The sequence below is a fragment of the Streptomyces bohaiensis genome (genome assembly GCF_012033785.1).
Classification (GTDB): domain Bacteria; phylum Actinomycetota; class Actinomycetes; order Streptomycetales; family Streptomycetaceae; genus Streptomyces; species Streptomyces bohaiensis.
Genome location: NZ_JAAVJC010000459.1, coordinates 1 through 2,120, shown reverse-complemented (window position 1 = coordinate 2,120; position 2,120 = coordinate 1). Strand labels below are relative to the sequence as shown.

The following is a 2,120-nucleotide window of genomic DNA, read 5'->3' as shown; positions in this document are numbered from 1 at the left end:
GCTTGCGCCGGGGTCGCCGCACCGCGGCGGCGTCCCGGAGCCGGGGCGGGCCGTCTCCGCCGGGGCGGGACGGTCGGGCTGCGCCCGTCGGTGCGCCGCCCGGTGTCCGTCGACCGGACGGGCGCGGTGGGGCGGGGCGGCGGCCCGGTCGTGCGCGCGGGGCTCCGGCTCCTCGGAGGGGCCACCACCGCCCCGGTGCTCCTCGTGCTCCTCGTGCGTGTGGGCCTCGCCCGGGAGGAGGAGCCGCAGCACGGCGGGACGACCGGTGTGCACGACCGCGTTGGTCACCAGCTCGGAGACGAGCAGCACCACCGTGTCGGCCGGAGTGCCCGGGACCGGGCCTCCGCCGCCGTCCAACTGGGCTCTGACCCACTCGCGGGCACGCCGCACCTCCGCGGGGTCGGGTCCCAGCTCCAGCTGCCGTCGCAGCTCCTGCACCGCTCACACCATCCGTACCGGCGGACACCACGCCTCACGCCTGGGCGGACCCGACCGCGGCACGGGCGCCGCACTCCCGGGTCTGCACAGCATGAGTGAACGCGCGGGGCCGCAACAAGCACTTCGGACATATTCCGGCGCAAAGGAGTAAGCGGGTGGCTACTGTGCGACACCGGCCGGGGAGGTTCGAACACGCCGTGGGTGTCCGATGCTTGATTTCGCAACGATCGCGTGCAGGCCGCTGATCACGGGCGCAACCGGGACCTCGGCCCTGCGGCACCCGGCCGTAACGGCCGGCGTCGGGCGACTCAGGCGGGCAGCGGCTGCGCCGTGTCGTCGGCCGCGGCCTCCAGATCGGGGAAGCAATCGAACAGGCGTCGCACCCCGAGTGCCGCGAGCACCCGGTTGACGTGGGAGCCGTCCTCGGCGCCCTTCGCGGGGAGGATCAGCCGCAGCCGACCGGCGCAGGAGCGCATCAGCCGGCGGGAGGCGATCAGCACGCCCACGCCGCTGGAGTCGCAGAACTGCACGCCGGCGAGATCCAGCACCACGTTCTTGCGGCCGTCGGCGACGGCGTCGTGGACGTGCTGCCGCACGGTCGGGGCGGTCACGAGGTCCAGCTCGCCCTGGACGCGCAGGACGGCCCAGTCTCCCCGCTGCTCGGTCAGCACACTCAACGACACGCGTTCGATGCCCCTTCGCTCTCGGTGCCACCGCCCGCGGGTCGCGCCGCGGGCCGGCTCGCCCCTCGCCTACTCTATGCCCGCTCCTGCTCGTTCCGGCCACCGACCGATGGACGGCAGCCATCCTGCGGCGCCTTCCGGCCGCGCCCACGAGGGCCCGACGTCCGTTCCCAGTCGCCATGCCCACTTTTCACGCGCTCACGCATCGGCCGTGAGCGGCCACGGGGATCGCGCCACCCGCCACGCAGGGGACCGGACGCATATCCGTCCGACAGGTGCCCCACGGTGGGCGGGCCCACTACATTTGTCCCACGCGATGAAGGGTGGGCCCCGCATGGCGCACGAGACACCGCCCCAGTGGGACAGGGACATGCGTCGCCGGCTGCGCCAGGGGGAGGCGGCCGCGCTCGGCGAGCTGTACGACCGCTTCGCACCCCTCGCCTACGGCACCGCCCGGCGGATCCTCGACGAGGACACGGGCGCGGCCGAGGTCACCGGCGAGGTGTTCGGCCGGCTCTGGAGCAGCCCCGAGGAGTTCGACCCCGAGCAGGGCCCGCTGCGGACCTGGATCGCGGACGAGGCGCACCGGCTGGCGGTGGCGGTGCTGCGCCGGGCCGGCGGGACCGCCAACGACGCGGCGCTCGCCGCCGAACGGGCACGCCGGGTCCGCGCCGCCTCGACGGCCGCCCGGGCCGACTACATCGTCACCTCGATGCCCTCGCCGCTGCGCACCGCGTTGGAGTTGGCCCGCGCGCAGCGGCAGAGCACCTCCCAGGTGGCGGCCGGCCTGGGCATCACCGAGGAGGAGGCCCGCCGCCGGTTGCGGCTGGGACTCCAACTGCTCTCGACCGCGGGCGGCTACGCCGCTCCGGAACGGCCCTGATGGGCCGCCGGGCCGACGGCGGCCCACCGGAGCGGGAGGGCTCGGAGGAGCCCGGCCGCCGCGCGGACGACGCGGGAGCCGCCGCCTCGGGGACGGCGGCGGGCGTGCCCGAGCAG

At 75.6% G+C, this 2,120-nt stretch carries 3 protein-coding genes; 1 reads left to right on the top strand and 2 read right to left on the bottom strand.

Going from position 1 to position 2,120, the window contains the following annotated elements; genetic code table 11:
• Together HCN52_RS23920 and HCN52_RS23915 are read right to left on the bottom strand one after the other, a co-directional pair.
• The coding region (locus HCN52_RS23920) for an ATP-binding protein (protein WP_168090506.1) at positions 1 to 438 on the bottom strand (438 nt) is incomplete at its 3' end.
• 308 nt (positions 439 to 746) lie between these two features.
• Entirely contained in the window at positions 747 to 1,121 is a 375-nt protein-coding gene (locus HCN52_RS23915; RefSeq protein WP_168090505.1) for an STAS domain-containing protein, read from the bottom strand.
• Between the two features lie 334 nt (positions 1,122 to 1,455).
• Between HCN52_RS23915 and HCN52_RS23910 the strand changes: the two genes are divergently transcribed.
• A complete protein-coding gene (locus HCN52_RS23910) occupies positions 1,456 to 2,004 on the top strand; it encodes an RNA polymerase sigma factor (RefSeq protein WP_168090504.1) in 549 nt (182 codons plus the stop codon).
• Positions 2,005 to 2,120 lie beyond the last annotated feature (116 nt).

Excerpts from the sequence above, each read along its gene's own strand:
- HCN52_RS23910 (WP_168090504.1), top strand. The coding sequence starts at position 1,456 with ATGGCGCACGAGACACCGCCCCAGTGGGACAGGGACATGCGTCGCCGG.